This is a genomic window from Mesorhizobium sp. P3_A10, assembly GCF_056403175.1.
In genome coordinates this window covers 303517-326962 of record NZ_JBFUFZ010000003.1, presented here as the reverse complement: position 1 = coordinate 326962, position 23446 = coordinate 303517, and the positions used below count along the sequence as shown (strand labels likewise).

The 23446-nt window shown below is 61.8% G+C and carries 27 protein-coding genes; 24 read left to right on the top strand and 3 right to left on the bottom strand.

Features of this window, described 5'->3' with window-relative positions:
• Positions 1-13 precede the first annotated feature (13 nt).
• The gene (locus AC1DXU_RS14520) at positions 14-160 is read right to left on the bottom strand and encodes a hypothetical protein (protein WP_477369460.1); all 147 of its coding nucleotides are present in this window, start codon (positions 158-160) and stop codon (positions 14-16) included.
• Between the two features lie 180 nt (positions 161-340).
• Here AC1DXU_RS14520 and coaD point away from each other — a divergent pair, with 180 nt between their 5' ends.
• From coaD to tgt, 7 genes are all read left to right on the top strand, one after another.
• Entirely contained in the window at positions 341-841 is a 501-nt protein-coding gene (gene coaD / locus AC1DXU_RS14515) for a pantetheine-phosphate adenylyltransferase (RefSeq protein ID WP_477369458.1), read from the top strand.
• 109 nt (positions 842-950) lie between these two features.
• Positions 951-1445 carry a peptidylprolyl isomerase gene (locus AC1DXU_RS14510; protein ID WP_477370357.1) on the top strand — a complete coding sequence of 165 codons (495 nt, stop codon included), beginning with the start codon at positions 951-953 and terminating at the stop codon, positions 1443-1445.
• A gap of 27 nt (positions 1446-1472) precedes the next feature.
• Positions 1473-1985, top strand: a complete 513-nt coding sequence (locus tag AC1DXU_RS14505) for a peptidylprolyl isomerase (protein WP_477243054.1) — start codon at positions 1473-1475, stop codon at positions 1983-1985.
• 12 nt (positions 1986-1997) lie between these two features.
• Entirely contained in the window at positions 1998-2447 is a 450-nt protein-coding gene (locus tag AC1DXU_RS14500) for a DMT family transporter (RefSeq protein WP_477369456.1), read from the top strand.
• Positions 2447-3532 carry a tRNA preQ1(34) S-adenosylmethionine ribosyltransferase-isomerase QueA gene (queA, locus tag AC1DXU_RS14495; protein WP_477369454.1) on the top strand — a complete coding sequence of 362 codons (1086 nt, stop codon included), beginning with the start codon at positions 2447-2449 and terminating at the stop codon, positions 3530-3532. Before AC1DXU_RS14500 ends, queA begins: the two co-directional genes overlap by 1 nt.
• On the top strand, positions 3522-3791 hold the full coding sequence (locus AC1DXU_RS14490) for a hypothetical protein (protein WP_477369452.1): 270 nt from the start codon (positions 3522-3524) through the stop codon (positions 3789-3791). Before queA ends, AC1DXU_RS14490 begins: the two co-directional genes overlap by 11 nt.
• A complete protein-coding gene (gene tgt, locus AC1DXU_RS14485) occupies positions 3784-4914 on the top strand; it encodes a tRNA guanosine(34) transglycosylase Tgt (protein ID WP_477369450.1) in 1131 nt (376 codons plus the stop codon). The genes AC1DXU_RS14490 and tgt overlap by 8 nt, the downstream gene beginning before the upstream one ends.
• A 3-nt stretch (positions 4915-4917) precedes the next feature.
• Here the strand turns inward: tgt and AC1DXU_RS14480 are convergent, their stop codons facing one another.
• On the bottom strand, positions 4918-5352 hold the full coding sequence (locus tag AC1DXU_RS14480; RefSeq protein ID WP_477317696.1) for a DUF4864 domain-containing protein: 435 nt from the start codon (positions 5350-5352) through the stop codon (positions 4918-4920).
• 210 nt (positions 5353-5562) lie between these two features.
• Here AC1DXU_RS14480 and AC1DXU_RS14475 point away from each other — a divergent pair, with 210 nt between their 5' ends.
• From AC1DXU_RS14475 to glpK, 17 genes are all read left to right on the top strand, one after another.
• Positions 5563-6174 (top strand): DsbA family protein, encoded by a 612-nt coding sequence (locus tag AC1DXU_RS14475; RefSeq protein ID WP_477369448.1) that lies wholly within the window; start codon positions 5563-5565, stop codon positions 6172-6174.
• Positions 6175-6255: 81 nt separating this feature from the next.
• Positions 6256-6492, top strand: coding sequence for an Lrp/AsnC ligand binding domain-containing protein (locus AC1DXU_RS14470; protein WP_477369446.1), 237 nt, complete (start codon positions 6256-6258; stop codon positions 6490-6492).
• A 172-nt stretch (positions 6493-6664) separates the two neighbouring features.
• Complete coding sequence (locus AC1DXU_RS14465; RefSeq protein ID WP_477269558.1) at positions 6665-8077, top strand: circularly permuted type 2 ATP-grasp protein; 1413 nt, start codon at positions 6665-6667, stop codon at positions 8075-8077.
• 21 nt (positions 8078-8098) lie between these two features.
• Positions 8099-9040, top strand: a complete 942-nt coding sequence (locus AC1DXU_RS14460; protein WP_477317700.1) for an alpha-E domain-containing protein — start codon at positions 8099-8101, stop codon at positions 9038-9040.
• Between the two features lies 1 nt (position 9041).
• Positions 9042-9836, top strand: a complete 795-nt coding sequence (locus AC1DXU_RS14455; RefSeq protein ID WP_477369444.1) for a transglutaminase family protein — start codon at positions 9042-9044, stop codon at positions 9834-9836.
• A 31-nt stretch (positions 9837-9867) separates the two neighbouring features.
• Positions 9868-10599, top strand: coding sequence for a proteasome-type protease (locus AC1DXU_RS14450; RefSeq protein WP_477369442.1), 732 nt, complete (start codon positions 9868-9870; stop codon positions 10597-10599).
• A 116-nt stretch (positions 10600-10715) separates the two neighbouring features.
• Positions 10716-12128: a pyridoxal phosphate-dependent decarboxylase family protein gene (locus AC1DXU_RS14445; RefSeq protein WP_477369440.1), complete on the top strand. Its 1413-nt coding sequence runs from the start codon at positions 10716-10718 to the stop codon at positions 12126-12128.
• A 128-nt stretch (positions 12129-12256) separates the two neighbouring features.
• Positions 12257-13024, top strand: a complete 768-nt coding sequence (locus AC1DXU_RS14440) for a DeoR/GlpR family DNA-binding transcription regulator (protein WP_477317705.1) — start codon at positions 12257-12259, stop codon at positions 13022-13024.
• 128 nt (positions 13025-13152) lie between these two features.
• On the top strand, positions 13153-14679 hold the full coding sequence (gene glpD / locus AC1DXU_RS14435) for a glycerol-3-phosphate dehydrogenase (protein ID WP_477369438.1): 1527 nt from the start codon (positions 13153-13155) through the stop codon (positions 14677-14679).
• Positions 14680-14718: 39 nt separating this feature from the next.
• The gene (locus AC1DXU_RS14430; RefSeq protein WP_477369436.1) at positions 14719-15798 is read left to right on the top strand and encodes an ABC transporter ATP-binding protein; all 1080 of its coding nucleotides are present in this window, start codon (positions 14719-14721) and stop codon (positions 15796-15798) included.
• A 10-nt stretch (positions 15799-15808) separates the two neighbouring features.
• Positions 15809-16876 carry an ABC transporter ATP-binding protein gene (locus tag AC1DXU_RS14425; RefSeq protein ID WP_477369434.1) on the top strand — a complete coding sequence of 356 codons (1068 nt, stop codon included), beginning with the start codon at positions 15809-15811 and terminating at the stop codon, positions 16874-16876.
• Positions 16877-17743: a carbohydrate ABC transporter permease gene (locus AC1DXU_RS14420; RefSeq protein WP_477243070.1), complete on the top strand. Its 867-nt coding sequence runs from the start codon at positions 16877-16879 to the stop codon at positions 17741-17743.
• 1 nt (position 17744) lies between these two features.
• A complete protein-coding gene (locus AC1DXU_RS14415; protein WP_477317713.1) occupies positions 17745-18668 on the top strand; it encodes a carbohydrate ABC transporter permease in 924 nt (307 codons plus the stop codon).
• A gap of 2 nt (positions 18669-18670) precedes the next feature.
• The gene (locus AC1DXU_RS14410; protein WP_477369432.1) at positions 18671-18958 is read left to right on the top strand and encodes a DUF2160 domain-containing protein; all 288 of its coding nucleotides are present in this window, start codon (positions 18671-18673) and stop codon (positions 18956-18958) included.
• Positions 18959-19037: 79 nt separating this feature from the next.
• Positions 19038-20765 carry an ABC transporter substrate-binding protein gene (locus AC1DXU_RS14405; RefSeq protein ID WP_477369430.1) on the top strand — a complete coding sequence of 576 codons (1728 nt, stop codon included), beginning with the start codon at positions 19038-19040 and terminating at the stop codon, positions 20763-20765.
• 59 nt (positions 20766-20824) lie between these two features.
• A complete protein-coding gene (locus AC1DXU_RS14400) occupies positions 20825-21349 on the top strand; it encodes a hypothetical protein (protein ID WP_477369428.1) in 525 nt (174 codons plus the stop codon).
• A gap of 11 nt (positions 21350-21360) precedes the next feature.
• Positions 21361-22854: a glycerol kinase GlpK gene (gene glpK / locus AC1DXU_RS14395; protein WP_477369426.1), complete on the top strand. Its 1494-nt coding sequence runs from the start codon at positions 21361-21363 to the stop codon at positions 22852-22854.
• 57 nt (positions 22855-22911) lie between these two features.
• Here glpK and AC1DXU_RS14390 read toward each other — a convergent pair whose 3' ends face one another.
• A complete protein-coding gene (locus AC1DXU_RS14390; RefSeq protein WP_477369424.1) occupies positions 22912-23373 on the bottom strand; it encodes a BA14K family protein in 462 nt (153 codons plus the stop codon).
• Positions 23374-23446 lie beyond the last annotated feature (73 nt).

Sequence of the window (23446 nt, the reverse complement as noted above, 5' to 3'; positions counted from 1 at the left end):
CGATAATCGAAAATCAGTAGTGGCGATAGGGCTTGCGGACGCCGAAGCCTTCGAAGCGCTTGGTCTTGACGCGGACGCGCTCGGCTTCCTGATGCAGCCCGAAGGCGGTGGCGATCAGCATTATAACGGTCATTGCGGTGGCGAGCATGTAGATCAGCATGTGCGTGTTCTCCTGCTTCAACAACGATTTTGGTCCGGTTTGGTTTCACCGTCTGTGAAACCACTTACATGGCTGCCGTTGAATTCTTCGTGAGCGGCCCGTTCATCTGTCGTTCATGGCGGCCAAAAGGTTCACCTGCGCATTTGCCTTTGCCCGAGAGGCTCGCTAGAAGCACCTGCCATGACCGAACGCATCGCTCTATATGCCGGCTCCTTCGATCCGCTAACCAACGGCCATCTCGACGTGCTCAAGGCGTCGCTGGCCGTGGCCGACATCGTCTATGCGGCGATCGGCATCCATCCCGGCAAGAAGCCGTTGTTTTCCTTCGAGGAACGGGTGAAGCTGATCGAGATCGCGACCAAGGCGGAATTCGGCAGCGACAGCGCCCGCATCAAGGTCGTCGCCTTCGACGGGCTGGTCATCGACGCCGCCAGGAGAGAGAGCGCCTCGATCATGATCCGCGGCCTGCGCGACGGTACCGACCTCGACTACGAAATGCAGATGGCCGGCATGAACGAGACCATGGCGCCGGAATTGCAGACGGTTTTCCTGCCCGCCAGTCCCTCGGTGCGAACCATTACCGCCACACTTGTCCGCCAGATAGCCTCGATGGGAGGCGACATCCGCCCCTTCGTGCCGGCGGCCGTGGCCGGTGCGCTCACCGCCAAATTCGCGAAATAAGATCCCGGAGATAGATATGCAGCTGAAAAAGCTCGCCTCGTTCCTTATTGTGCTTGCCGGTCTTGTGACGGCATCCGTTTCGGCGTTCGCCGCCGATCCTGAAAACACCATGATCATCACGCTGAAGGACGGCGATGTGGTTGTTGCACTGCGGCCCGACCTCGCACCCAAGCATGTCGAGCAGATCAAGAAGCTGGTGCGGCAGGGCGCCTACGACAATGTTGCCTTCCATCGCGTCATCGACGGTTTCATGGCGCAGACCGGCGACGTGAAGTTCGGCAACATGAAGAAGGGCTTCAATCCCAACCTCGTCGGCACCGGCGGTTCCGATCTTACGAACCTGCCGGCCGAGTTTTCGCAGACCGAACACTACAAGCGCGGCGTGGTCGGCATGGCCCGCTCGCAGGATCCGGATTCCGCCAATTCGCAGTTTTTCATCATGTTCGCGCCGGCGCCGCCGCTCGATGGCCAGTACACCATTGTCGGCAACGTCGTCAGCGGCATGCCGCTGGTCGATCACATCAAGAAGGGTGACGAAGCGGACAACGGGACGGTCGCCAACCCGGACCGGATGATCAAAGTGCGCATCGCCGCCGACAAATAGATCACTATTATCAAAAGGATATCTGACATGGCTGAGATCAAGGACCGCGAAAACGCGCTCATCCTGGAAACGACCAAGGGCAAGGTCGTCATCGAACTTTTCCCCGATTTGGCTCCCGGCCACGTCGCCCGCATCAAGGAACTGGCGCGCGAAGGCGCCTATGACGGCGTGGTCTTCCACCGCGTCATCGAAGGTTTCATGGCGCAGACCGGCGACGTGAAGTTCGGCAATTCCTCGAAGCCGTCGTTCGCGCCTTCCCGCGCGGGCATGGGCGGTTCCGACAAGCCCGACCTGAAGGCAGAGTTCTCCAACGCCAACCATGGCCGCGGCACCTGCTCGATGGCGCGCTCGCAGAACCCGAACTCCGCCAATTCGCAGTTCTTCATCTGCTTCGACGATGCCGCCTTCCTCAACCGCCAATACACGGTGTGGGGCCAGGTCATCGAAGGCATGGACAATGTCGACAAGATCAAGCGCGGCGAGCCGGTGCAGGATCCCGACAAGATCGTGTCGCTGAAGGTCGCGGCCGACGTCAAGTAAGGCGAAACGACGATGATGGGCGCAGTCTGGTCGCTGCTCGGCATCCTGTCCGGCGCCTTCATCGCCATTCAGGCGCCGATCAACTCGCAGCTGGCGCGCGGCCTGGGGCTCCCGGTCGCCGCCGCGGCGTTTTCTTTCCTGTCGGGCGCGGTCGTGCTCGGCATCATCTCCTTTGCGGTGGTGAAGCTGCAAGGCATCTCGCTTGACTGGAAGGCGCCGGCGCCCTGGCTGTTCGTCGCTGGCGGCATGCTCGGCGGCTTCTACGTCACGCTGTCCACAATCCTGACGCCGCGCATTGGTGCTGCGGCGCTGATGGCGTTCCTGGTCGCCGGCCAGCTCTTGGCCGGCATGCTCATCGACCGTGTCGGCTTCCTTGGCGTGGCGGTACGCGAGATTTCGCTCGGCCGCGTCACTGGCGCGGTGCTGCTCTTGGCCGGAGCGCTGCTCGTCCGGCTCTACTGATGCGCGTCGATCTCTTCGACTTCGACTTGCCCGAGGAGCGCATTGCGCTGCGCCCGGCGGAGCCGCGCGACAGCGCCAAGATGCTGGTGGTCCGCCCGGGTGATGGGCTTGAGGACCGTGCGGTGGGCGACTTGCCGTCTCTGCTCAGGGCCGGCGACGTCCTGGTCTTCAACAACACCAAGGTCATCCCGGCGCAACTGAAAGGCATCAGGCGGCGCGGCGAAGCGTCGGCGCAGGTCGAAGCGACACTGCATATGCGCATGGCGCCGGACCGCTGGTTGGCCTTCATGCGGCCGGGCAAGCGCGTTGCCGCTGGCGACCGCATCCATTTCGGCCATGACGGCAATTCCTGCTTTCTCGGCCAGCTCGATGCCACGGTGCTCGAGAAGGGCGAGGGCGGCGAGGCGCTGCTCGGATTCGACCTCTCCGGCGCCTTTCTCGACGAGGCTTTGCATGCAGTCGGCCACATTCCATTGCCGCCTTACATCGCCTCAAAACGCGACGACGACGAGCGCGACCGCAGCGACTACCAGACCATCTATGCCCGTGAAGAGGGCGCCGTTGCCGCCCCCACCGCCGGTCTGCATTTCACGCCGGAGCTGTTTGCCGCCCTCGATGCGAAGGGAGTCGACCGCCGCTTCGTCACCTTGCATGTCGGCGCCGGCACCTTCCTGCCGGTGAAGGTCGATGACACCGCCGACCACAAGATGCATGCCGAGACCGGGTCGGTCAGCCGCGAGACGGCCGAGGCGCTGAACGCGGCGAAGGCAAGGGGCGGGCGCATCATCGCCGTTGGCACGACCTCGCTGCGGCTCCTGGAAAGTGCGGCGCGCGCCGACGGCACACTCACCGCCTGGTCCGGCCCGACCGACATTTTCATCACGCCGGGCTATCGTTTCAAAACCGCCGACATGCTGATGACCAATTTCCATCTGCCGCGCTCGACGCTGTTCATGCTGGTTTCGGCCTTTTGCGGCCTGGAAACGATGCGCGCGGCCTATGCGCATGCCATCGACAACAGTTACAGATTCTACTCCTACGGCGACGCCAGTCTTCTGGTCAGGGAGGTGAACGATGGACGATGATCTCGAAAATCTGGATCGCGAGGCCTTGATCGCGGAGGTGAAGAGACTGCGCGTCGGCATTCGCGGCCACCGCGACACCTCAGGCCACGATCTTTGCTGGCATCATCCCGACCTTTGGAACCTGTTGCCGGAAAAGACCGAGCCGGCGATCGCCGTGCCGCCCTGGGAAAAGTTTATGCGCGGCTGCATCCGCTACCGGCAGTCGTTCGACGAGCAGGCGCCGGGCGCGCCGGTATTCGACAAGGAATTCAATGGCTGAGGCATTTACCTTCAAGGTTCTGGCGACCGACGGCAAGGCGCGGCGCGGCGCGATCACCATGCCGCGCGGCGAAATCCGCACGCCGGCCTTCATGCCGGTCGGCACCGGCGGCACCGTCAAAACTATGTATATGGACCAGGTGCGCGGCGTCGGCGCCGACATCATCCTGGGCAACACCTACCATCTGATGCTGCGGCCCGGCGCCGAGCGCGTCGCGCGGCTCGGCGGCCTGCATGAGTTCGCGCGCTGGCCGCATCCGATCCTGACCGACAGCGGCGGTTTTCAGGTGATGTCGCTGTCGAAATTACGGAAACTCACCGAAAAGGGCGTCACCTTCCGCTCGCATATAGACGGCGCCGCCTACGAAATGTCGCCGGAGCGCTCGATCGAGATCCAGGGGCTGCTCGATTCCGACATCCAGATGCAGCTCGACGAATGCACGGCGTTGCCGGCCGAGCGCAAGGAAATCGAGCGCGCCATGGAATTGTCGCTGCGCTGGGCAGAGCGCTGCAAGACCGCCTTCGGCGACCAGGCTGGGAAGGCGATGTTCGGCATCGTACAGGGCGGCGACGTACCGGAGCTCCGCATCCGTTCGGCGCAGGCACTGAAGGCGATGGAGCTGAAGGGCTATGCGGTTGGCGGGCTCGCCGTCGGCGAGCCGCAAGCTGTCATGCTGGATATGCTTGATATCACCTGCCCGGAACTGCCTGACAACAAGCCGCGCTATCTGATGGGCGTCGGCACGCCGGACGACATCGTCAAATCGGTGGCGCGCGGCATCGACATGTTCGACTGCGTGATGCCGACCCGCGCCGGCCGTCACGGCCTTGCCTACACCAGGCGCGGCAAGGTCAATCTGCGCAACGCCCGCCATGCCGACGATCCGCGCCCGCTGGACGAGGAAAGCGACTGCCCGGCCGCACGCGATTACTCACGCGCCTATTTGCACCATCTGGTGCGCTCGCAAGAGGCGCTGGGGGCGATGCTGCTGACCTGGAACAATCTGTCCTACTATCAAAAGCTGATGCAGGACATTCGCGCCTCGATTGAAGCCGGCACCTTCGAGGCGCGCACGGTGGAAATCGCCGAGGGCTGGGCGAGGGGCGATATTCCGGTCGTTTAGCGCTCAGGTGCTCAACGAGGTCGACGCGCGCAGGCTGCAGCCAGTGATCTGAAAACTGCCGTCGGGCTGTTGCTCGAGCGTGTAGACCGCCTCATAGTCCTTGCCGTCCGGACCGACGATCAGCACCTGTTGGACAACAGAGGTCGGGCCGGTCTGCTGCACCTTGCCGAAGGAATAGGTTTGCGGCTTGCGCACCGGCGGATAGCCGTTGGTCACCATGCTCATGAACGTGTCGACGGTCGGAAAGATGCGTTTCACATTCGGTGCGGCAAAGCTGTAGGCCGCAGCCCCGTCATTGGCGATGAAGGCTTTCAGCTGGCCATCGATGGCCGTCTGCGCTGCCTTGATTTCGGCATCGCCGGCAAAAGCCCCGGACACCAGAAGAGACGACAGGAAAAGCAATGGAATGACTGCGAATGCGAGTAACGCGCGGCGCATGGCCTGCCTCCGTTGTCCCCCGAAGGAATCGCTGCAAGAAAATCGCTGTCCGAGGGCACATCATACCATACGCTTGGCAGGGCCTCACGGTTTCAGCGACCCAAACATTCGCCGCGCAGATGCCACAGAATTATGCTTAACCCGCCTTTAAGGCGAGGCGCGCATCGTAAAGTCGGGTGGGGACCTGTTCGCGCAACCAAGGGACGAACAATGTTTGGACAGCCGATCGACCGGCGCCTTTTGCTGAAGGGCGCCGCAAGCCTCGCTGTTTTGGCCCCGTTGCCGGCCTGGGCAAGTGCGGCGCCGACTGTCACCGAAGTTGCGTTCGATCCGGTCATTCCAGCACTTGGCAATCCCGATGGCGATGTCACCATCGCCGAATTCGTCGATTATCAGTGCCCGATCTGCAAACTCGTCTTTGTCGAACTGAAGAAACTGATGGCCGAAGATAGCGGCATCAGGCTGGTGATGAAGGATTGGCCGATCTTCGGCGATACCTCGCGCGACGCGGCGCGCATGGCGCTGTTGAGCGGTGACCACTATGCCGCGGCGGTGGACGCGCTGATGACCAATGAACGTGGCCTTTTCGAGCGCCGCACCAATGACATACTGGTTTCCGTCGGCGTCGATGTCGCGATGCTCCGCGCTGGTTTCGCGGCCCGCGAACCTGACATCGACGCGGCTCTCTCCCGCACCGATGCCCAGGCGAGCGCCTTCAAGCTGCAAGGCACTCCGGCGCTGGTCATCGGTGGCAGGTTGTTCCGGCGCGGCATGCCGGTGGCTGAAATGAAACAAGCCGTTGCCAGGGCGCGGGCCGCCTGAGCTCGATCCTGATGCTTGAAAGCCGGGCAGCAGTCTGCCACAAGGGCCGCTTGTGCGTGGAAGCTTGAGCAGGGCCGGTCAATGAAGGCGTTTTTTGTGCAGATAAAGTGCGATCTGGGCAAAGCCTATGACGTTGCCAGCGCTTTGGCCGACGCCGAGATCGCTTCTGAAATCTACTCGACCGCCGGCAATTACGATCTGCTCGCCAAATTCTACGTCGACGACGAAGAAGACATCGGCCACTTCGTCAACGAGAAGGTGCAGGTTCTGCCCGGCATCAAGGACACGTTTACCGTCGTCACCTTCCGGGCGTTCTAGCCGCCATTCGGCACTTGCCCGGGCACGAGGCAAAGCCTGACTACAGGCATATTGCGGCTGCCTTAATTTTAGGCAGTTGTGACATACTGGTCGCCGGCATTCTCCAAATTACCGATTGCGCTTGATTTTCTGCGGCGACGCCAGTGAAATGGCGTCACAGGGGAGTACGCGATTGGCAGCGTTCGATGAAATGCTTCCGGAAGTTTCCGGATTGAGAAAACCGTATACGGCTTATGACCGCTGGCTGAAGGAGCAGGATCCGGCCAGGCTTACCGAAAAGATGCAGGATGCCGAGCGCGTCTTCCGCAAGACCGGCATTACCTTTGCCGTCTATGGCGAGCAGGAAGCCTCCGAGCGGCTGATTCCCTTCGACATCGTTCCCCGCATCATCTCCGGCAATGAGTGGCGACGGCTGACGCAAGGCATCGAGCAGCGCGTGCAGGCGCTGAACGCCTTCCTCGACGACATCTACCATCGCCAGGAAATCCTGCGCGCCGGCCGCGTGCCGAAGGAACTGATCGCCAAGAACGAGGCGTTTCTGCCCGAGATGATTGGCGTGCGGCCTCCGGCCGGCGTCTACACCCATATCATCGGCGTCGACATCGTCCGCATCTCGGAGAACGAATTCTACGTGCTGGAGGACAATGCGCGCACGCCGTCCGGCGTCTCCTACATGCTGGAGAACCGCGAGACGATGATGCAGCTCTTCCCCGAGCTGTTCCAGCAGATCAAAGTGCGGCCGGTGGAGAACTATCCGCAGTTGCTGCGCCAGTCGCTGGCGGCGGTGCGGCCGCAAAGCACCAAGGGCACGCCGACCATTGCCGTGCTGACCCCGGGCAGCTTCAACTCCGCCTATTTCGAACACGCCTTCCTTGCCGACCAGATGGGTGTGCAGCTTGTCGAAGGGCAGGATCTGCGCGTCGTCGACGGCCATGTCGCCATGCGCACGACCGAAGGCTACAAGCAGATCGACGTGCTTTACCGCCGCGTCGACGATTCGTTCCTCGATCCGCTGACCTTCCGCCCGGACTCAGCCCTTGGCGTGCCGGGCATCATGGATGTCTACCGCGCCGGCAACATCACCATCGCCAACGCGCCGGGTACCGGCATTGCCGACGACAAGGCGATCTACTCCTACATGCCCGAGATCGTCGAATTCTACACCGGCCGCAAGGCGATCCTCGGCAACATCCCGACCTGGCGCTGCTCGGAACCGGACAGCCTGAAATACGTGCTCGAACACATTGACGAGCTGGTCATCAAGGAAGTCCACGGCTCCGGCGGCTACGGCATGCTGGTCGGGCCGGCGGCGACCAAGAAGGAATGCGAGGATTTTGCCAAGAAACTCGCGGCAAAACCGTCCAACTACATCGCCCAGCCGACGCTGGCCCTGTCGACCTGCCCGATCTTGACCGACAAGGGGCTGGCGCCGCGGCATGTCGATCTGAGGCCTTATGTGCTGGTTTCCGACCGCATCCAGATCGTGCCCGGCGGATTGACCCGCGTTGCGCTGAAGGAAGGCTCGCTCGTCGTCAATTCCTCGCAAGGCGGCGGGACCAAAGACACCTGGGTGCTCGATGACTGATTTTCACCTGAAGGATTTTTGATGCTTTTAGGCCGTACCGCAAACGGGCTCTATTGGATGAACCGCTACATCGAGCGGGCCGAGAATATGGCGCGGCTCGTCGATGCCGGCTTGCGCATGGCGCTGACCCGCACGCAGAGCGCTTCGGAAGAGTGGAATTCGGTTTTGCTCAGCGCGGGCTCTGATGTCGCCTTCACTCAGAAGTATCAGGACTATACCGCGGCCAACGTCGCCGACTTTTTGCTGCGCGACACCTCGAACCCGTCGAGCACGATGTCGGCGATCGAGACGGCCCGCAACAATGCCCGCATGGTGCGCACCGCGCTGACGCGCGAAACCTGGGAAAGCATCAACGAAGCCTGGATGTCGCTGAAGCGGATGCTGGCCAAGCCGATTGATGAGCGCGACCTGCCCACCGTACTCGACGCCATCAAGCGCGAGACGGCGCTGATCCGCGGCTCTTTCTACGGCACCATGCTGCGCAACGAGATCTTCGATTTCTCGCAGCTCGGCACCTATGTCGAGCGCGCCGACAACACGGCACGCATCCTCGACGTTAAATACTATGTGTTGCTGCCGTCGATTTCCTGGGTCGGGTCGACGCTCGACAACTATCAATGGGAATCGATCCTGCGCTCGGTGTCGGCGCACCGCTCCTACCGCTGGGTCTACGAGGCGGACTACAAGCCGACAAACATCGCCGACTATCTGATCCTCAATGTGCGCATGCCGCGCTCGCTGATGTTCTGCTATCGTTTTCTGGCCGAGCATCTGAAATTCCTCGGCGACGACTATGGCGAACGCCATGCCTGCCATGCGACGGCGGAGAAAACCCAGGCCATGCTGAAGGCAGGGTCGATCAAGGACATATTCGACACCGGCCTGCACGAATTCCTGGCCAGGTTCATTCAAGAAAACACCAGGCTCGGCGACGAGATCGCACAGGATTACCGGTTCAACTGATATGCGTTTGAAAATCACCCACCGGACCGAATACCGCTACGATGCGCCGGTGCAATATCTGCTGCAGCGGCTGCGGCTGTTGCCGGTCAGCGGCTCGACGCAGACCGTTTTGTCTTGGGGGCTGAAGACCGAAGGCGCGCGCGAAGAGGTGCGCTTCGTCGACCATTTCGGCAACGACACAAGGCTGTTGAGCGTCGAAGGCGAGCGCGATTTCATCACCGTCGAAGCGTCAGGCGAAGTGGTGACGCGCGACACGGCAGGCGTCTCCGGGCCGCATCAGGGTTTTACGCCACTCTGGCTGTATGGCCATGAAACGCCGTTGACGGTGATCGGCAGCGGCATTCGCGACCTTGCAGCTTCCGTCGGCAAGGGCACCGATATTGAAAGGCTGCACCGGCTGATGGCCATCATCTCCGAGCGCGTCGCCTATACGCCGGGAACCACCAATGCGGCGACGCCGGCTGAGGAGGCCCTGGCGCTGAAGACCGGCGTTTGCCAGGACCACAGTCATATCTTTGCCGCCGCGGCGCGCGCCATGGGTTTCCCGGCCCGCTACATCAGCGGCTATCTGATGATGGATGCGACAATCGAACAGGCGGCCAGCCATGCCTGGAGCGAGGCGCATGTTTCCGGCCTCGGCTGGGTCGCCTTCGATGTCGCCAATGGCATCTCGCCCGACGAACGCTATGTAAAGGTGGCAACGGGCCGCGATTACCGAGATGCCACGCCGGTATCGGGAATTCGACTGGGACAGGCGGAAGAACAGCTTGCGGTCACGGTCACGGTAGAGCAGTAGTTCCGGCAAGATTGCTGCCAAAAGAGATTCCATGACCTATTGTGTCGGCCTGAAGATCGATCGCGGGCTCGTGTTCATGTCGGACACGCGCACCAATGCCGGCATGGATTCGATCTCCACCTTCAAGAAGATGCATATCTGGGAGGAACCGGGCGAGCGCGTCATCGTGCTGATGTCGGCCGGCAATCTGGCAACGACGCAAGCCGTGGTCAGCCTGCTCGACGAGCGTACCAAGGCAGTGGCGGATCGCCACGCCACGCTCTTGGAGACACCCTCCATGTACCAGACGGTGCGGCTGGTCGGCGACACCGTCAAGGAAGTCATCGCCAGTTCGTCGCCGGCCGGCGAGAAGGCGGATTCCTACTTCAATGCCTCGTTCATCCTTGGCGGCCAGATCAAGGGCAGCGCGCCGCGCCTGTTCATGATCTACCCCGAAGGCAATTTCATCGAATCGACCGACGACACGCCGTTCTTCCAGATCGGCGAGACCAAATACGGCAAGCCGATCATCATCCGCGCCTATGAAAAGACGATGAGCCTGGCAGAGACGGTGAAGCTGCTGCTGGTGTCGTTCGACTCGACGCTGAAGTCGAACCTGTCTGTCGGCCTGCCGCTCGATCTTTTGTTCTACGAGAAGGACGCCTTCAGGGTCAGCCTGAAGAAGCGCATCGGCCAGGACGACCAGTACTACCGCACCATCTCGGATGGCTGGTCGAGCGCGCTGAAGGCGGCCTTTGCCAGCCTGCCCGATTTTCCGGGATAGGCGGCGTTCGTCTTCGCGCTGTTGCGAAGATGTAATTCACATGTTAAGCAAATGGAATTGAGCGCGCTTTCCACGGCGAATGCCGGCGCTTGACCGATTCCCGGAAAGGAGATGCCATGAACAATGATGATTTCCGGCAATGGTCGAGGCGCGCCGCCGATTGGGGCGCCGACTATCGCGATACGCTGCGCGAACGGCCCGTGCGGCCCCTGCTTGTGCCGGGCGACATTTTCAGAAGCATCGAGGCGTCGCCGCCTGAAGCGGCGGAGCCGATGGAGGCGATCTTCGCCGACTTCGAGCAAAAAATCCTGCCCGGCATGACGCACTGGCAGCATCCGCGCTTCTTCGCCTATTTCCCGGCCAATGCGGCACCTGTCTCGGTGGTGGCCGAATATCTGGTCTCGGCCATGGCCGCGCAATGCATGCTGTGGCAGACCTCGCCGGCGGCGACCGAGCTCGAGACGCGCACCGTCGACTGGATGCGCCAGGCGCTCGGCCTGCCCGACGGGTTCTCCGGCGTCATCCAGGATTCGGCGTCGTCGGCGACGCTGGCCGCCGTGCTCACCATGCGCGAGCGCGCACTCGACTGGCAGGGCAACAAAAGAGGCTTGAATGGGCAGGCGAGGCTGCGCATCTATTCCTCCGACCAGGTTCACACTTCGATTGATCGGGCGATCTGGGTCTCCGGCATCGGCGAGGACAATCTTGTCCGCATTCCGGTTGCCGGCCGCTTCCGCGCCATGGACACCGCAGCACTCGAGGCGGCAATCGTCGCCGACCGGGAGGCCGGCATGCTGCCGGCCGGCATCATCGCCTGCGTCGGTGGCACCAGCACAGGCGGCACTGACGATATTGCCGCTGTCGCAGCGGTGGCGAAGCGGCACGGGCTCTATCTGCATGTCGATGCCGCCTGGGCCGGATCGGCGATGATCTGTCCGGAATACCGGCATTTCTGGACCGGCGTCGACGAGGCCGATTCGATCGTCTTCAATCCACACAAATGGCTCGGCGCGCAGTTCGACTGCTCGATCCAGTTCCTGCGCGATCCCGAAAGTCACGTCAGGACCCTGGCCATCAAGCCGGACTATCTGAAAACCCACGGCCATGACGGCATCATCAACTATTCCGAATGGACGGTGCCGCTCGGCCGGCGCTTCCGCGCCCTGAAACTGTGGTTCCTGCTGCGCGCCCATGGGCTGGAAGGCCTGCGCCGGATGATCCGCAACCATGTCGCCTGGAGCGAAGGCCTTGCCGCGCGGCTGGCAAAGGAGGCGGATTTCGAGATCGTATCCGAACCAATGCTGTCGCTGTTCTCGTTCCGGCACAGGGCGGCCGCGGGCGTCGATGCTGACGAACACAACCTTCGCTTGGTCAACGCGATCAACGACGACGGCCGCATCTATCTGACGCAGACAAGGGTGCACGGGCAGGTGGCGATCCGCTTTCAGGTCGGGCAATTCGAGACGACCGCCGCGGATGTCGATGCGGCTTTCAATGTCGTCACCGAAATTGCCCGCGGCCTGGCCTGATCCAGCCCGTTTTGAGTTGCGCCGGGGTTTGCCTTTGCAATCATGTGATTTTCATTAGCCGGCTTATGCCTTTTCATCGCTTTCGTTTTAAGCTATAGACAAGAAAAACGAAAACGGGAGGCCACTCAATGTATCTGTCGCCACGGCACGCCGAAATCATCCAGATGGCCAAGGACCATGGCCGCGTGCTGGTTGACGATCTGGCCACGCATTTCAACGTGACGCCGCAGACCATCCGCAAGGATCTCAACGATCTGTGCGACCAGCGGCTGCTTTCACGCATCCATGGCGGGGCGCTGTTCCCGTCCGGCATCGAGAACATGGAGTATGAGGCGCGGCGCAAGATCGCCGCCGAGGAGAAGGAAGCGATCGGCCGTGCGGCGGCCAGGCTGATCCCCGACAACGCCTCTTTGTTCATCAACATCGGCACCACGACCGAATCGGTCAGCAAGGCGCTGCTTGATCATAACGGTCTGATGGTCATCACCAATAACATCAATGTTGCCAACAGGATGCGCATATATCCTTCGATCGAGGTGGTGATCGCCGGCGGTGTCGTTCGCGGCTCCGACGGCGGCGTTGTCGGCGAGGCGGCCGTCGATTTCATCAGGCAGTTCAAGGTCGACTACGCGGTCATCGGCGCCTCGGCCATCGATCATGACGGTGCGCTGCTCGACTTCGATTTTCGCGAGGTCAAGGTCGCGCAAGCCATCATCGCCAATGCCAGGCATGTCATCCTGGTTTCCGACCAGACCAAATTCGAGCGCACGGCGCCGGTTCGCATCGGCCATCTGTCGCAGGTCAACACCTTCATCACCGACCGTTGCGACATCCCGTCGGTGCGCAAGATCTGCGAGGAAGCCGAGGTTCAGTTGATCGAGACATCGCTCGGATAGAGGCTCCCGAGAACGCCGATCACGGGTCCGTGACATTTCGTTTGACATTCGTTCCTATTTCGAAATAATCCCGATACGGTTTCGTAAAAACCTAAAAATGCTGCAATGCGAAATCGCGGGAGGATTTTGTGGACGCATCCCCGATCCATGACATTTTCGTCATCGGTGGCGGTATCAACGGCTGCGGCATTGCCCGCGATGCCGTCGGACGCGGCTTTTCGGTCTTCCTTGCCGAGATGAACGATCTGGCCAGCGGAACCTCTTCCGGCTCGACCAAACTGATCCACGGCGGCCTGCGCTATCTCGAGTTCTATGAGTTCCGTCTGGTGCGCGAAGCGCTGATGGAACGCGAGGTTCTGTGGCGCAACGCGCCGCACATCATCTGGCCGATGCGCTTCGTCCTGCCTTACGCCAAGGGCCTGCGCCCGGCGTGGCTGATCCGGCTCGGCCTTTTCCTCTACGACCACATCGGTGGCCGCAAATTGCTGCCGGCGACCAGGACCCTGGACATGGCCAGGGATCCGGCTGGCAAGCCGTTGAAGCCATTGTTCACAAAAGCTTTTGAATATTCGGATGGCTGGGTCAACGACGCGCGCCTGGTGGCGTTGAACGCCCGCGACGCCGCCGATCGTGGCGCAACAATCCGAACTCGAACGAAAGTCGTTGGCGCGCGCCGTGAGGGTGACCTGTGGGCGATCAGGCTGGAGAACGTCCAGACCGGCGAGGCCGAAGAGGTCAAGGCCCGGCTGCTGGTCAACGCCGCCGGTCCGTGGGTCGATCACGTCCTGTCCGCCACCGTCGGCCTGAACGATGTGCACAATGTCCGCCTCGTCCAGGGCAGCCATATCGTCATTGCCAAGAAATTCGACGATCCGCGCGCTTATTTCTTCCAGAACAAGGATGGCCGCATCATTTTCGCCATTCCTTACGAGGAGGAGTTCACCCTGATCGGCACCACCGACCAGGACTATCCCGGCGACCCGCATGACGTGAAAATCAGCGACACCGAGATCGACTATTTGTGCGCTGCGGCGAGCGAGTATTTCGCGCAGCCCGTCAAGCGTTCGGACATCGTCTGGACCTACTCGGCCGTGCGCCCGCTCTATGATGACGGCGCCTCGAAGGCGCAGGAAGCGACCCGCGACTATGTGCTGAAGGCCGATGGCGGCGAGGGCGCTGCCCCGATCGTCAACGCCTTCGGCGGCAAGATCACCACCTATCGCCGGTTGTCGGAATCGATGCTGGAAAAGATCGAGGGTTTCCTCGGCAAGCGCGGCAAGCCTTGGACTGCCAACGCATCGCTGCCGGGCGGCGATTTTCCGGCCACCGGTTTCGACGCCGAAGTGGCAAAACTGAAAACTGCTTATCCGTTCCTCGACGCGCGGCTCGCCCGCCGGCTGACCCGGCTCTACGGCACCCGCGCCAGGATGCTGCTGGGGCTCGCCAAGTCGAATGCCGATCTTGGCCGCAACTTCGGCGCCGATCTCTATGAGGCCGAGGTGCGCTATCTCGTTCAAAACGAATGGGCTGTCACCGCCGAAGATGTATTGTGGCGCCGGACCAAGCGCGGCCTGCATCTCAGCCGCGAGCAGGCGGCGGCACTTGACGAATTCATGCATGGAATAAGCCGGCGTCATGTCGCCGCTGCCGAATAAGGGGGAACGACTGATGCAGAAAGCCTGGGAGGAGGCATCATGCTGGAACTGAGAAACGTGACGAAGACGGTCGGCGCGTCGGAGCATATCCGCGATGTGTCGCTGACGCTTCAGCACGGCTCGCTCAACGTTCTGCTCGGACCGACGCTTTCCGGCAAGACCAGCCTGATGCGGCTGATGGCCGGCCTCGACGTACCGACCTCCGGCTCGATCTGGTTCGATGGCCAGGATGTCACCGGCGTGCCGGTGCAAAAGCGCAAGATCGCCATGGTCTACCAGCAGTTCATCAACTATCCGGCGATGACGGTCTACGAGAACATCGCCTCGCCGCTGCGCGTGGCCGGCACCGATCAGGCAAAGATCGACAAGGAAGTCCGCAATGCCGCTAACTTGCTCAAGCTGACGCCCTATCTCGACCGCACGCCGCTCAGCCTCTCAGGCGGCCAGCAGCAGCGCACCGCGCTCGCCCGCGCCATCGTCAAGAACGCCAGCCTGGTGCTGCTCGACGAGCCGCTCGCCAATCTCGACTACAAGCTGCGCGAGGAACTGCGCGCCGAACTGCCGAAGATTTTCGCCGCCGCCGGCACCATCTTTGTTTACGCCACCACCGAGCCGCACGAAGCCTTGCTGCTCGGCGGCAACACGGCGACGCTTTCGCAAGGCAAGATCACCCAGTTCGGCCCGACCATCGAAGTGTTCCGCAAGCCGGCCGATCTGGTGACGGCCAGGACCTTTTCCGATCCGCCGCTCAACACCATCGTGCTGGCCAAGAAGGGCCGCGATTTCCTGCTCGAGGGTGGCGTCAACCTGCCGGTGCCGGTCGAACTCGCCGGCATTGCCGATGCCGTCTACACGATCGGCTTTCAGCCACATCATTTGTCGCTCGAACGGCCCAATGCGGCTGCCGTGCCGGTGCGGGCGAAGGTCACCATCACCGAGATCACCGGGTCGGAGAGCTTCATCCATCTCGACTTCGCCGATGCGCGCTGGGTCATGCTGACCCATGGTATCAGGCATTTCGAGCCCGACGAGGTGGTCGAGGTATTCATCGATCCGCGCCACATCATGGTTTTCGACGAGCACGGCCGCGCCGTGACCGCGTCGAAGCTGGCGGCTTAGGAGCAAAGAGATGGCGCGCATCGACGTCAACCACATCCGCCACTCCTACCTGCCCAACCCGCAGAAGGATGCCGATTTTGCGCTGAAGGAAGTGCACCACACCTTCGAGGATGGCGGCGCCTATGCGCTGCTCGGCCCCTCGGGCTGCGGCAAGACCACGCTGCTCAACATCATTTCGGGATTGCTGCATCCCTCGCACGGCCAGCTGCTGTTCAACGGCAAGGACGTGACCAACCTGTCGACGCAGGAACGCAACATCGCGCAGGTGTTCCAGTTCCCGGTCATCTACGACACCATGACCGTCTACGACAATCTGGCCTTCCCGCTGCGCAACCGCGGCGTGCCGGAAGCCGATGTCGACCGCAAGGTGCGCGAGACGCTGGAGATGATCGATCTCGCCTCCTGGGCGAAGAAGAAGGCGCGCGGGCTGACCGCCGACCAGAAGCAGAAAATCTCGCTTGGCCGCGGGCTGGTGCGCGCGGATGTCAACGCCATCCTGTTCGACGAGCCGCTGACCGTTATCGACCCGCACATGAAATGGGTGCTGCGCTCGCAGCTGAAGCAGCTGCACCGCCGCTTCGGCTACACCATGGTCTATGTCACGCACGACCAGACCGAAGCGCTGACCTTCGCCGACCGCGTCGTCGTCATGTATGATGGCGAGATCGTGCAGATCGGCACGCCGGCTGAACTGTTCGAACGTCCTCGCCACACCTTCGTCGGCTATTTCATCGGTTCGCCCGGCATGAACGTCATGCCGGTGGCCATCGACGGCAAGACGGCGAAACTCGGCTCGCAGCGCATCGACCTGCCGGGCGCGCCAAAGGCCGGCAGCGGCGCCATCGAGCTCGGCATCCGTCCTGAATATGTGCGGCTGGGCAGCCAGGGCATGGCTGTCTCGATCAGCAAGGTCGAGGATCTCGGCCGCCACAAGGTGGTTCGCGCCAACCTGGAAGGCCGCGAGATCGCGGCCGTCATCGGCGAGGACGAGAACGTGCCGGCCGATCCAAAGGTGCGCTTCGACCCGGCCGGCATCAACATCTATGCCGATTCCTGGCGCGTCGAGATGGGGGCATAGATGGACAAGACCTGGAACAACAAGGCCTGGTTCCTGGTGCTGCCGGTGCTGGTGCTTGTGGCGTTCTCGGCGGTCATTCCACTGATGACGGTCGTCAACTATTCGGTGCAGGACACATTCGGCAACAACGTCTTTTTCTGGGCGGGCACGGAGTGGTTCGAGGAACTGCTCTCGTCCAGCCGCTTCTGGGAAGCGATGGTCCGCAACCTGATCTTCTCCTTCATCATCCTGGCCATCGAAGTGCCGCTCGGCATCTTCATCGCGCTCAACATGCCGAAGAAGGGCTGGGGCGTGCCGGTCTGCCTGGTGCTGATGGCGCTGCCGCTGCTGATTCCGTGGAATGTCGTCGGCACCATCTGGCAGGTGTTCGGGCGCAACGACATCGGCCTGCTCGGCTACTACGTCAACGCGCTCGGCATCGACTACAACTATGTGCAGGATCCGTTCGACGCCTGGGTCACCGTCATCGTCATGGATGTCTGGCACTGGACCAGCCTCGTCGTGCTGCTCTGCTACGCCGGCCTGGTCTCCATTCCGGATGCCTTCTACCAGGCGGCCAAGATCGACGGCGCCTCGCGCTGGGCGGTGTTCCGCTACATCCAGCTGCCGAAGATGAACCGCGTGCTTTTGATCGCCGTGCTGCTGCGCTTCATGGACAGTTTCATGATCTACACGGAGCCCTTCGTGGTCACCGGCGGCGGCCCGGGCAACTCGACGACGTTCCTGTCGATCGACCTCGTCAAGACAGCGCTCGGCCAGTTCGATCTCGGTCCGGCGGCTGCCATGTCGCTGGTCTACTTCCTCATCGTCCTTCTGCTGTCATGGGTGTTCTACACCGTGATGACCAACTACGACGCGGAGCGCTGAGATGAGCGGCGCCAACGAAAGAACCACGAGGCAGGACAGAGTGAGCGAAACGACGGCTTCGGAAGCACTGGCCAGCGCCATGTCGCAGGACCAGATCGCGCGGCTGATGCGCCGGCGCGGTGAGGAATCGCGCTGGTGGTGGATCGTGCCGACGGTCTACATCATCGTGCTGTTGCTGCCGATCTACTGGCTCATCAACATGAGCTTCAAGACCAATGCCGAGATCGTCTCGTCGCTGACGCTCTATCCGCACGCGCCTACGATCGCCAACTACGTCACCATCTTCACCGACGCGTCCTGGTATTCGGGCTACATCAACTCGATCACCTATGTGGTGATGAACATGGTGATTTCGGTCTCCGTGGCGCTGCCGGCGGCCTATGCCTTCTCGCGCTATCGCTTCCTCGGCGACAAACATCTGTTCTTCTGGCTGTTGACCAACCGCATGGCGCCGCCGGCGGTGTTTGCGCTGCCGTTCTTCCAGCTCTATTCGGCCTTCGGCCTGATCGACACGCACATTGCGGTGGCACTGGCGCATTGCCTGTTCAACGTGCCGCTGGCGGTGTGGATACTGGAAGGCTTCATGTCGGGCGTTCCGAAGGAAATCGACGAGACCGCCTATATCGACGGCTATTCGTTCCCACGCTTCTTCGTCAGGATCTTCATGCCGCTGATTGCCAGCGGCATCGGCGTCGCCTGCTTTTTCTGCTTCATGTTCTCGTGGGTGGAACTGCTGATCGCTCGCACGCTGACGACGACAGATGCCAAGCCGATCGCCGCCACCATGACCCGTACGGTTTCGGCCGCCGGCATGGATTGGGGCCTTCTCGCCGCCGCCGGCGTGCTGACGCTGATCCCTGGCGCGCTCGTCATCTGGTTTGTCCGCAATTATATCGCCAAGGGCTTTGCCCTGGGGAGGGTGTGACCATGAACCTCGACCTCTCCTGGATGGCATGGACGTGGCCGACGGCGGCGTTCTTTGGCACCATCTTTCTGCTGCTGTGCGGCATGGCGGCCTGGGAATATGCCTCGCCGGGCGGCAATCCGCGCGTCGGCGTGCTGCGTTTCGAGACGACGCGCGGCGACCGTCTTTTCCTTTCGCTGCTTGGCAGCGCCTTTATCCATCTCGCTTGGTTGGGTCTTGTCGGATCCAACCTGTGGTGGGCTCTCGCTCTCTCCGTGGTCTACGCCATTGGCGTGTTCCGCTACGTATAGAGGGGGAAACTGTTGGAGCGGCCGCGTGCCGGCGACCGCTCCAGATCGCACTTGAAACCTGTAAAGTGGAGGAAACGAAATGCGACGGCAATTTTTAACATCAACGACTGCCCTTGTCCTGTTGCTCGGGGTAGGCAATGCCTACGCCGGAATGGACGAGGCCAAAGCGTTCCTGGACAAGGAGATCGGCCCGCTGTCGACGCTCGACCGCGCCGGCCAGGAAGCCGAAATGCAATGGTTCATCGATGCCGCGAAACCCTTCGCCGGCATGGACATCAAGGTCGTCTCCGAAACCATCGCCACCCACCAGTATGAATCGCAGGTGCTGGCGCCGGCCTTTACCGCCATCACCGGCATCAAGGTCACGCATGACGTCATCCAGGAAGGCGACGTCGTCGAGAAGATCCAGACCCAGATGCAGACCGGCCAGAACCTCTATGACGGCTGGGTCAACGATTCCGACCTGATCGGCACGCACTGGCGCTACCAGCAGGTGCGCAACCTGACCGACTGGATGGCGGGCGACGGCAAGGATGTCACCAACCCAAACCTCGACCTCAAGGACTTCATCGGCACCTCCTTCACCACGGCGCCGGACAAGAAGCTCTACCAGCTTCCCGACCAGCAGTTCGCCAACCTCTATTGGTTCCGCTACGACTGGTTCAACGACGAGAAGAACAAGGCCGACTTCAAGGCCAAGTACGGCTACGACCTCGGCGTGCCGGTCAACTGGTCTGCCTATGAGGACATCGCCGAGTTCTTCACCGGCCGCGAGATCGACGGCAAGAAGGTCTACGGCCACATGGACTACGGCAAGAAGGACCCGTCGCTCGGCTGGCGGTTCACCGATGCCTGGCTGTCGATGGCCGGCAACGGCGACAAGGGCATCCCGAACGGTCTGCCGGTCGACGAATGGGGCATCAAGGTCGACGAGAACTCGCGTCCTGTCGGCTCCTGCACGGCGCGCGGCGGCGACACCAACGGCCCGGCTGCCGTCTACTCGATCCAGAAGTATCTCGACTGGCTGAAGGCCTACGCTCCGGCCGAGGCACAGGGCATGACCTTCTCCGAATCCGGCCCGGTGCCGGCGCAAGGTGCGGTTGCTCAGCAGATCTTCTGGTACACCGCCTTCACCGCCTCGATGGTCGACGCCGGCGCCAAGGCTGTGATGAACGACGACGGCACGCCGAAGTGGCGCATGGCGCCGTCGCCGCACGGCGTCTACTGGAAGGACGGCATGAAGCTCGGCTACCAGGACGTGGGTTCCTGGACGCTGATGAAGTCGACGCCGACCGACCGCGCCAAGGCCGCCTGGCTTTACGCGCAGTTCGTGACGTCGAAGACCGTCGACGTGAAGAAGAGCCATGTCGGCCTGACCTTCATCCGCGAGAGCACGATCCACGACAAGAGCTTCACCGAGCGCGCTCCGAAACTCGGCGGCCTGATCGAGTTCTACCGCTCGCCGGCCCGTGTCCAGTGGTCGCCGACCGGCACCAACGTGCCTGACTATCCGAAGCTGGCACAGCTTTGGTGGCAGGCGATCGGCGATGCATCGTCGGGCGCCAAGACGGCGCAGGAGGCGATGGACTCGCTCTGCGGCGAACAGGAAAAGGTCATGAGCCGTATCGAAAAGTCGGGCGTCCAGGGCGATATCGGCCCGAAGATGGCCGAAGAGCATGATCTTGCTTTCTGGAACGCCGACGCGGTCGCCAAGGGCAATCTCGCTCCTCAGCTGAAGATCGAGAACGAGAAGGAAAAGCCGATCACCATCAACTACGACGAACTGGTGAAGAGCTGGCAGAAGTAAAATTCTGCAACTACTGTTTGCCGGGGCACCGTGCCCCGGCAAACGTTTCGGAGCGGCCGGTGATTTTCTCGCTTTTTCGGCGTGCTGAGCGCTGGGTTCCAGCCACAATAGGAGAGAACGGCGAGCCGCTGTTCACAGCGGATATCGCTCTCGAACTGATCGGGCTGCACCTGTCAGAATATGGGCAAGAAAGCGAAGCCACGACAGAATTTGCCTCGGATCGATTGAAGCAAGTGCTGCAGAATCCCGACTTGCGGCTGGCCTATGAACTCGTTCCAGAGATCATTGCGGAACATGCTTTGAGAAAGCTCTCCGCTCCCAGGAACTTTGAGTACGTGCTGAGCGACCGGCATGGCCGGTCCTATAGTTTTGAAGTAGCCAAGCATCCGGTTGTTCGACCGGTATATGACAGTCTCGCACGTGAGCAGCTGCCTGTGTCCGCCGTTCAAACTGTCGCAAAAGCATCCAGCTATGCGGCTGCAGTTTCCAAAGCGTTGGATGCGGGTGAGAAGCTGGCAGACCTGTCTATTAGCGTTGCTCCGTTTGGGCTCAACCTTCATCAAGGCCGACTTGAGATTAAATAGGATCGCCGAACTTGACCAAATACATCCTAGCCATCGACCAGGGCACGACATCGAGCCGAGCGATCCTGTTCGACGACACGATGAAGGTTGTGGGCAGCGGGCAGAAGGAATTCACCCAGCACTATCCGGCCTCGGGCTGGGTCGAGCATGACCCCGAAGAGATCTGGTCGAGCGTCGTAACGACGGTGAAGGCGGCGCTGAAGAATGCCGGCGGTGACGCCTCCGATGTGGCCGCGATCGGCATCACCAACCAGCGCGAGACCGTCGTCATCTGGGACAAGGCCACCGGCAAGCCGATCCACAATGCGATCGTCTGGCAGGACCGGCGCACCGCGCCGCTGTGCCAGAAGTTGAAGAAGCAAGGGCTCGAGAAGAAATTCACCAAAAAGACCGGCCTGCTGCTCGATCCCTATTTCTCCGGCACCAAGATCGCCTGGGTGCTGGACAAGGTGAAGGGCGCCAGGAAACGCGCCGAGAAGGGCGAGTTGCTCGCCGGCACCATCGACAGTTTTCTGATCTGGCGCCTGACTGGCGGCAAGGTTCACGCCACCGACGCCACCAACGCCTCGCGCACCCTGGTCTACAACATCGAGAAAAATGTCTGGGACGAGGAGTTGCTGGGCATCCTCAACATACCGGAAAAAATGCTGCCTGAGGTGAAGGACTGCGCCGACGACTATGGCGTGACGGAGAAAAGCCTTTTCGGCGCCGAGATCAGGATTTTGGGCGTCGCCGGTGACCAGCATGCGGCGACCATCGGCCAGGCCTGCTTCGAGCCAGGCATGATGAAATCCACCTATGGCACCGGCTGTTTTGCCCTGCTCAACACCGGCAGCGATCTGGTGCGTTCGAAGAACCGGCTTTTGACGACCATCGCCTACCGGCTGAACGGCAAGACCACCTATGCGCTGGAAGGCTCGATCTTCATCGCCGGTGCCGCGGTGCAGTGGCTGCGCGACGGCATCAAGGTGATCGGCAAGGCCGAGCAAAGCGGCGTGCTGGCGGCGACCGCCGACCCGACGCAAAACGTCTATCTGGTGCCGGCCTTCGTCGGGCTTGGCGCGCCGCACTGGGACGCCGAGGCGCGCGGCGCCATTTTTGGGCTAACCCGCAATTCCGGCCCGGCCGAATTTGCCCGCGCCGCATTGGAATCAGTCGCCTACCAGACGCGCGACCTGCTCGACGCCATGCGCAAGGACTGGAAGGGCGCTTCGGCAAAAACCGTGCTCAGGGTCGATGGCGGCATGGTTGCCTCCGACTGGACCATGCAAAGGCTGGCCGACATCCTCGATGCGCCGGTCGACCGGCCGACCATTTTGGAGACGACGGCGCTGGGCGCCGCATGGCTGGCTGGCTCAAAGGCCGGCGTATGGCCGAAGGCAAAGGAGTTCGCGAGGAGCTGGGCGCTCGAGCGGCGGTTCAAGCCGGATATGGAGGCCGCGGTTCGGTCCGCCAAGCTCGCAGGCTGGCGTGACGCGGTGCGCAGAACGCTGAGCACACACTGAAAACCCGCGCCGTCGCCGGCGCGGGCTTCATCAACGTCTGCTCAACTCTGCCCAGACTCAGTAAGGCGAATTGCACTCCTGCCGAGGACCGTAGTTCGGCTGAAAAGTGTTGTCCGACGCGCGGTAGGACCGGTAGCGGTCATAGCACCACTGCACATGCGAATCGCCATGATAGACACGGTTCTGGTTGTTGTTGATGATCGCGCCGGTAATCAACGCGCCGGCAATGAAGGCGCCAGCCGGGAACCAGAAATCGCCGTGGCGGCGATAGCCGCGATGATATTCACGAGAGCCGCGATGGCCGTTCCAGTAGATGTCGCTGTTGTTGCGTGAGAAATTGCGGTTGCCGTTGAAGTTGCGATGCTTCATCCACGGCTTGTAGTCGACCGCCTGCACATCCGACGACGCCGAAGGCGCCTGCGGCGTGAACATCTGGGTGGCGCCGGCAGGCATCACAGCCGATGCCGCGAACGAAACTGACAATGTGGCCGCCAGCAAGCCCGAGAGGGTCTTGTTCATGATCGTCTCCTTGAAAGGGTGGTTGACGTCCCTTGTGAGGAGGAAACGGCCCGGCGATGCGATGGTTCCGCGC